At 40.0% G+C, this 6,827-nt stretch carries 9 protein-coding genes; 4 read left to right on the plus strand and 5 right to left on the minus strand.

From position 1 onward, the window contains the following. Window positions 1–7: 7 nt before the first annotated feature. The 3 genes from FPZ49_RS32320 to FPZ49_RS32330 form a co-directional block, all read right to left on the minus strand. Complete coding sequence (locus FPZ49_RS32320) at window positions 8–835, minus strand: methyltransferase domain-containing protein (RefSeq protein ID WP_144854454.1); 828 nt, start codon at window positions 833–835, stop codon at window positions 8–10. Between the two features lie 680 nt (window positions 836–1,515). After that, window positions 1,516–1,890 carry a helix-turn-helix domain-containing protein gene (locus FPZ49_RS32325; protein WP_144854455.1) on the minus strand — a complete coding sequence of 125 codons (375 nt, stop codon included), beginning with the start codon at window positions 1,888–1,890 and terminating at the stop codon, window positions 1,516–1,518. A 51-nt stretch (window positions 1,891–1,941) separates the two neighbouring features. Further along, a complete protein-coding gene (locus FPZ49_RS32330; RefSeq protein WP_144854456.1) occupies window positions 1,942–2,718 on the minus strand; it encodes a metallophosphoesterase in 777 nt (258 codons plus the stop codon). A 226-nt stretch (window positions 2,719–2,944) separates the two neighbouring features. Here FPZ49_RS32330 and FPZ49_RS32335 point away from each other — a divergent pair, with 226 nt between their 5' ends. Together FPZ49_RS32335 and FPZ49_RS37760 are read left to right on the plus strand one after the other, a co-directional pair. Then, window positions 2,945–3,145, plus strand: coding sequence for a helix-turn-helix domain-containing protein (locus FPZ49_RS32335; protein ID WP_144854457.1), 201 nt, complete (start codon window positions 2,945–2,947; stop codon window positions 3,143–3,145). 181 nt (window positions 3,146–3,326) lie between these two features. Next, window positions 3,327–3,728, plus strand: coding sequence for a hypothetical protein (locus FPZ49_RS37760; RefSeq protein WP_391563898.1), 402 nt, complete (start codon window positions 3,327–3,329; stop codon window positions 3,726–3,728). A gap of 56 nt (window positions 3,729–3,784) precedes the next feature. Here the strand turns inward: FPZ49_RS37760 and FPZ49_RS32345 are convergent, their stop codons facing one another. Further along, window positions 3,785–4,153 carry a helix-turn-helix domain-containing protein gene (locus tag FPZ49_RS32345; RefSeq protein WP_186446235.1) on the minus strand — a complete coding sequence of 123 codons (369 nt, stop codon included), beginning with the start codon at window positions 4,151–4,153 and terminating at the stop codon, window positions 3,785–3,787. A gap of 270 nt (window positions 4,154–4,423) precedes the next feature. On the opposite strand from FPZ49_RS32345, the gene FPZ49_RS32350 reads away from it, so the two are divergent. After that, window positions 4,424–5,704, plus strand: a complete 1,281-nt coding sequence (locus FPZ49_RS32350) for a DNA methyltransferase (RefSeq protein ID WP_222429998.1) — start codon at window positions 4,424–4,426, stop codon at window positions 5,702–5,704. Window positions 5,705–5,846: 142 nt separating this feature from the next. Here FPZ49_RS32350 and FPZ49_RS36220 read toward each other — a convergent pair whose 3' ends face one another. Further along, window positions 5,847–5,990 (minus strand): hypothetical protein, encoded by a 144-nt coding sequence (locus FPZ49_RS36220; RefSeq protein ID WP_186446234.1) that lies wholly within the window; start codon window positions 5,988–5,990, stop codon window positions 5,847–5,849. 292 nt (window positions 5,991–6,282) lie between these two features. Between FPZ49_RS36220 and FPZ49_RS32355 the strand changes: the two genes are divergently transcribed. Next, the gene (locus tag FPZ49_RS32355) at window positions 6,283–6,609 is read left to right on the plus strand and encodes a hypothetical protein (RefSeq protein ID WP_144854461.1); all 327 of its coding nucleotides are present in this window, start codon (window positions 6,283–6,285) and stop codon (window positions 6,607–6,609) included. Window positions 6,610–6,827 lie beyond the last annotated feature (218 nt).

A 6,827-nucleotide genomic window follows, 5' to 3' on the forward strand; every position in this document is an offset into this window, starting at 1 on the left:
TTTACGCTTATTCGTTGCTCAGTGCCCACTCTACCTTCCCATTCATTTTTATAAATATGGTGTTCAGTGAATTTCGATCTTTGATTATACTGCTGTTTTTATCGAATACAGGTGAGTTATAAGTGTCCTGGTTATAATTCCCTAATGTCTTGTAATTTGAGGCTACAATGGTGTCCAAAAGTGAGTATTGAGTAAAATGAACAATCAGCAATCCTTGCGGGTTGATTAATTCATCAAACTCGATAATTTGCTTTTCAAACTTTTCAAAGGGATAGATTTTTTTAAGACTACTGATGCCCTTTGCAGCAATGTAATGTGGCTTTCGTTGCAAAACAGCCATACAAAAAATTGCGTCAAAGGGTCCATGCTTCTGGATTTCACTAGGGGTGGAATAAATAAAAGTTATTTTTTCGTCCACATTAAGTTTTCTGCATATTTTAAGGCTTCGTTTGTTAATATCTGCGCCTATTATGTGTGCATTCGGGAAATACTTACGTAGCGTTAGAACTTCCTCGCCTGTCGAGCAACCATAAGATAATATTTTTAGATCTTGCTTGGTATCAAAATGGTCGCGGCATGCTGAAAAAATTTCAGGATATCGGTTCATATACGTAAGAGGCGTCGTTTGATGTACATTTCTTGAATTAAGTAAACGTAAAAGAAAGATGGATCGAAATTCCTCGTCAACACATACACGTATCGTAGTTCTAATTGCATACCATAAAGTATCTAATATTAATATAAAAAGTCTAATAAATAAACTATTAGAAGAACGGTGTTCCTTGACTATCCTTTTCGCAGTTCCAAAAATTTGCATACCTATTTTAGCGTTCAATGTAACGACTCTCCCCTTAAACTATGTTAAACCTAAGAATATCATTGTTCTTTAAAAAGAACAATACATTTAATCTATTAATTGTTTTTTGTATCCCCAATATTCCAATTCGCCCAATCCTATTACTTCCAATAATAGGAATATATGTTAATGGTAATTTAATTCCGAGTTTTGCTTGTTGGTAATATATTTTTACATAACTCCAACTAAATACCTATATTACAGTCGATCAATGGGATGCTTGATATCATTGCGAGCAGAGAAACATGGAACGAAGCGTTCAAGCGTCAAGCAAACAAAGGATCTCACGTAATCAACGGGATGGGAGTAGATGAACTTCTACAATATCTCAAAGGTAACGGAGAAACCATCAAGCAGTCCATTCTGGACGGAACGTATCGTCCGAACCTGTTCGAAGGGGAGGTTTACAGAAGGAGAACGGAAGAAAAGAAATTTTGGGCATCCCCACGGTGGTGAACCGAGCCATTCAAAAGGCGATCTCCTAAATGTTGACACCGATCTACAAAAAGGAGTTCTTCGAGCAAAGTTTTGGTGTTCGGCCATGAAGCGCCTACGAAGGGCGATGCGCAGATAGTGTTAGACAAGAGCTATGAGAATTTAGAGTTTATTTAATAAAAAAATCGAGGCGCTAATGGCCTCGATTTTTTCTTTTTAAACGCTTATTCGCTGCTTAGCGCCCGCTCTGCACGAATGAAGGCGATGAAGCGTTTGGCTTCGTCGGAGGATAGCTTTTTTCCGTCAATGGTTAGAGTGAAGCGCTCTAAAGTTTTACTGTCCGATAGCTCCATGCTATCGTCAAAATCCCGCAAATCGTTATCCAGCACTTGATGCGGGTCATCGGTTCGACCAATGATGTAATCAATTGAAACTTTAAATATATTGGCAATGGCCGCGATGGTTTCATAAGTAGGCTCTCTGCGATTATTCTCATAATGAGATAGTGAGGCACGGGTGATCCCGAGTTTACTTGATAGCCCCTCTTGGGTCAGGGAGTGCTTTTCTCGAAGTTTTGCTATCCGATCCCCGTATTGCATTGTACAAACCTCCTTCTTCTTAGTGTAGATAGGTGCTTCTAAGGAAAAGCCTCACAGTTGGTGTACCGTGACCTCGCTTCGGACCATGAACCGGACGTTGAAGGCGGTTTGCCCCAGGCCTTTGGAGATGTAATATTTACCGAAGGGCGTCGTATGTACTCCCTTGTAAATCCCCATCGCAGGCAGCTTCCCCATCCGCCGGAATTTGTAAAAGAACGGGACGTTAAATTGTCTCCCATGCAGATGTCCGGCCATTAAGAAGCTGTACGGACGAGTTAGAAACAGAACAATGTTGGGATCATGCGTAATAATGATCACTGGCAGCTCCGAAACTACGGCGGAGAAAGATTTGGTTATGTTGCTTTTTCCGCTGTTGAAGTCATCGATGCCTACCAGTTGAAACCCTTCGAGCTGTACCGATTCATTGCGCAAGACACGAATATTATAGCTTTCGATCAAACGAATCAAATTGCGTACCTTGGGCTGCTGGTGATCATGATTTCCTAGCACGGCGTAGGTAGGAATGCCGCTGTCTTGGAACAGCTTGAGATAGGTAATCAGCTTGGGAAGGCTGTCCGGTAGCTTGGTGAAATCTCCGGTAATGAATATGTAATCTGGCTGCTCCAATGAGATAAGCTTCTGAAGTTGTTTAGGTGTAATTCGCAGACGCTCAACGTGAAGATCGCTGAATTGAAGCGCTTTTTTACCCAGTTTCGTGCCAACCTCTACTCGCTCGACTTTGAGCCACTGCGTTGGAAGAATGAGGGCGAGATATAAGATGCCTAGTACTGCAAGTAAGCTCAATAGAGCGATAGCGGTTGTTAGCATAGTGGTAGTCTCTCCTATAAAGCTTTTATTGGTCGATACCAATCGTATCGATGTGGATTGAAAAAGAGTACAAACTAAGCCCCTTTGTATCGTATCACGTTTTTAAAGCAGTATTCTATCTTTTTTTTAAAAATATAAGATACGAATTGTATCTTGTGTAAAAGTGTGTATAATGAATGGTAAGAACCCTCGCTCATGCGAAAAAAGAAAGGGAGTATAGATGATAATGAGACTAGGTAGTCGGATATCACAACTAAGGGGAGAAAGGCAGTTGAGTCAGGGGGAACTAGCCCACGTCCTTAGCGTTACACGCGCAGCCCTCTCTCACTATGAGAATGACAGAAGACAGCCGGATTATGAGACACTAAAGCGAATCGCCCAATTTTTTTCTGTAAGTATGGAGTATATTTTAGAGGGGAGGGATTAAGTCGCGAGACGATTAGGAAAGAAGCTGATCTTTAAACAAACTATTTGTTCGATACTTAAAAATTAGGGAGGAATAATTCTGGATAAGCAATCTTTGGTACACTATGCAAATTAATCCGATTGCATTGAAACGGTTGTTATCGGATAGAGGATATATTCATGTCCCATCACACGGCATCAGCATGGCTCCCCTTATTCGTTCGGGAGATATATGCCGTTTTGTGCCCATTGAAAAGCTAAGTGATTTACGGGTGGGGGATATCATACTCTTCATCTCAAATAGTGGGGATCTGGTAGGACACCGATATATTGGGACAACCACTCGAGAGGGGAACGTGCTCTATGTTTGTAAGGGAGATTTTAATCGGGATTCAGATCCTCCGATTCAGGCGGACCAAATTATTGGTCGAATGATCTCTATTCGGGGCTCCAAGATTGAAATCCATATGTCTAGCTTCTGGATGAAAATCTGGGGGAGCATGATTGTCAACATTCCTGTATTATCAATTTTGATTCAATATAGTATACGGGTAAAGCGAAAGCTTCGAGCAATGATGATTCATGACAATGAGATCTCGCAATGATCTTAAGTCCCCAGAATTATTAGGTTATAGTAAGTGAATGGAAGAGAAGGCCGACTCTACTCGAGTGAACGTTCGGCCCTCACAAAAGCAATGAAACGTCGTGTTTCTTCGGGTGATAACTTTTTTCCATCAATGGTCAAAGAGAACTTCTCCAAAATTTTTTCATCGGAAAGCTCCAGATTGTCTACGAATTCCCTAACCTCTTGATCTAAAATACTATCAGGCTGATTCGTTCGCCCAAGTAAATAATCTATAGAGACACGGAAAAATGAAGCAATTTTATCAATTGTTTCGTAATCCGGTTCTCTACGAGAGGTCTCATAGTGTGATAGCGCGGCTCTCGAAATACCTAACTTGTTAGCAAGGTCTTCCTGGGTGAGCGCGTGCTTTTCACGCAAATGAGCAATTCTGTCCCCGCATTTCATCATTTTCAAATTCCTCACATGTTAATAAGAATAGTATCATTATAACCATTGCCCATATTGCTAGACCTATTATACCAGTGTTCTGCTGGATATGAAAATGAATATTCCAGTCGAAAAAGCGTACCCAAGTGAAAATAAAGTAAACTTTATTTGTATGTAATGATACAAAATAGTACTATTTACCTATAAGAGATGCAGAAAGCTAATGAAAATTACTGTAATATGTATCCGACACGTATTTTATCAAAAACAGGGGAAGAGTGTGAACTGATGCGTTTTCATCCACAAAAAATTACAAAAGAGAGAGCTTTGTTTTACGGAGAAAATTCTCTAATCATGCAACAGCTCGCCGTGTCTGGCTATCAAAACCAATTTGATCTCATTTATTTTGATGGCCCTTTCAACTCAGGCAGGCTTTTTTCAATGCCAATTCATGAGCTTGAAACAGAAATGATCAATTCATGGAACGAATTGAAAACGATTCAGCAATTTACATCCCCGAATTTATACATAACAGAGTATCGGAAGCGGATTGAACTCGCTTATTCATTGCTAAAAAGAACGGGTGTTTTTGTTCTACAAACCAGCCAAAAAGAGGGGCATTATCTTAAAATTCTTCTCGATGAGATCTTTGGTCGTGCAAACTTTCTTGGTGAAATGATCTGGAAAATGCGCGATGATGACCTGACGATTAATGAGCCCTATTCATTGAATCATGAGTCTTTATTTTTCTATTCCAAAACAAAATTGTATAAAAAGCCTGAATTAAACTTCCAGTCGATATGGACAGATGTTGGTTATTATGAGAGTTTTGGTGATAATAGCAGTTTACTGGGATCAAAGAAACCTGAAAAGCTCATTGAAAGAATTATTGAAATATCTACCGAAGAAGGCGCGCTTATCGGTGATTTTTACTGCGGAAGTGGAACATTACCTTTTGTAGCTGAGAAAATGAGTCGAAGATGGATCGCTAGCGACCACAGTCGAAATGCCGTGCAGTTGACCAAAAAACGTTTAGAAGAGCTCGGCGTTCATATTGAAATAGGCCACTTGGTCGACGATTTTGATGTTAATTTGCTGCATAACGGAGAATATACGAAGACAAGCGTTGTACCGTTCTCTTTATATGAGTTCAACGCTCTACGAGAAACTGTGCATAACCAACCGATTAGAATCCATGCGTATGATTTTACGAGTGATATTGATTCGGTCACTAATCATCCCCATACTTTCCACTATATTGTACCTGTCATTGGAGCAGAGGGCATTAGCGGCGATGAAACAACAACTATTTCCAGACCTATTCTAAAGTTCGATAATGGCTCTTGGTCCTTGGATGTACCTGATGTATTCTTATGGATTTTATACAACATAAAACATGTTGACCATAACGAAGAAGGGGAGTTTATCTACAGTTGGGATCATTTGCGATCTGAAGTACAGCGAATTCAAGCTCTAGTTGGACAGAATTGGATTAATAGTGCTGACAGAGACGAAGTCTCGGATGTGTTTGGTCATGTGTATCAAAAAAGCTTAGTTTTAGCAGTATGAACGTATGGGGCTGTCGGTGATAAAGGGCGAGCAATTGCTTTGATGGCTCGCCCTTGCCTTCAATGGCAATGTATGTTGCAGTTCAAATAAAAATTAACGTCCTCGTCTGTCCTGTAACAGGAAAATGTGCCCGCTGCCAAGCTTAAAGCTGTTTGCGTTTAACGAGATTTAAAGATTTATTTTGGATCGCTTGAACCGTTTGGGTCGCCTGATTAGAGATGACGCCATTGGCCGTCGCTGTCGCCACGTTCGTTACCGAGCCGCTTTCAATATTTGATGTGAGCATTGGTACCTAATTCAGAAGGTAAATTAGTTGGTGTGGTGTCCATCTTAGCTTTGACAGTACTTAAGAATACATCAGCTTTATAATGATTTATTCGTGAATAATTAAATGAGAGCAAAGAAGCAAAGCGATTTGTATGTGCTTAGCTTCTTTGCTTTTCGTATCTATTGTTGATTTCTGATAAAAACTTAAAGAATTACTTTTTGATTATCTTGTAATATGGATGACGTTTATTTATTATATCTATATAAAGAACAAATTGTTCTTCATTTGATGTGAGAGGAGGTGGATACAGTTGTTAAAAATGAAGCTGGCATTGTCAGCCGGGATAATTGCCTTCACATTTTTATTTCCAATTTCGGCCTTTGCTTCATCTAATACGACTACATACACATACACAAATCAATCCAGTCAATACAACAGCAGCTTTCTGGCATCGCTAAATCAATTATTATCGAAAATCGTTCCTGGAGTTTTCGCAAATAAGGATTATGATCAATTTGAAAAGTGGAGCACCACGGATAAGAAGGATTACGATGATTTTAAATCGTGGTACGACAGGAATAAGAACGATTGTCCTGATACATCGTTTCAAATCTGGCAAAAATGGTTTTGTTATTAAATGTATTATAAAGAATACAGCAAAAAGCACCCAATTCGAGAGCCCTGCAAAACGAATACAATTTATGTAAAAAACAGCCCAGTGCCGCGAAGGTACTGGGTTTGTTGGTGCGCCTCGCAGTCGCACAGTCTAGGTGGTTCAAATCCACTCGGTAACTTTACCCTTTAAAGTGCCGTAGCCGAAGTAGAGGTCCAATCTTCATATGGAGAGGGACTGGC

Origin of the sequence: Paenibacillus cremeus (assembly GCF_007786445.1) — a bacterium.
Lineage (GTDB): Bacteria > Bacillota > Bacilli > Paenibacillales > NBRC-103111 > Paenibacillus_G > Paenibacillus_G cremeus.

Coding starts and splice junctions, on each gene's coding strand:
- FPZ49_RS32345 (WP_186446235.1), bottom strand. CDS start 4,153: ATGAAATGCGGGGACAGAATTGCTCATTTGCGTGAAAAGCACGCGCTC.
- FPZ49_RS37760 (WP_391563898.1), top strand. CDS start 3,327: ATGGCTCCCCTTATTCGTTCGGGAGATATATGCCGTTTTGTGCCCATT.
- FPZ49_RS36220 (WP_186446234.1), bottom strand. CDS start 5,990: ATGCTCACATCAAATATTGAAAGCGGCTCGGTAACGAACGTGGCGACA.
- FPZ49_RS32325 (WP_144854455.1), bottom strand. CDS start 1,890: ATGCAATACGGGGATCGGATAGCAAAACTTCGAGAAAAGCACTCCCTG.
- FPZ49_RS32350 (WP_222429998.1), top strand. CDS start 4,424: ATGCGTTTTCATCCACAAAAAATTACAAAAGAGAGAGCTTTGTTTTAC.
- FPZ49_RS32335 (WP_144854457.1), top strand. CDS start 2,945: ATGAGACTAGGTAGTCGGATATCACAACTAAGGGGAGAAAGGCAGTTG.
- FPZ49_RS32330 (WP_144854456.1), bottom strand. CDS start 2,718: ATGCTAACAACCGCTATCGCTCTATTGAGCTTACTTGCAGTACTAGGC.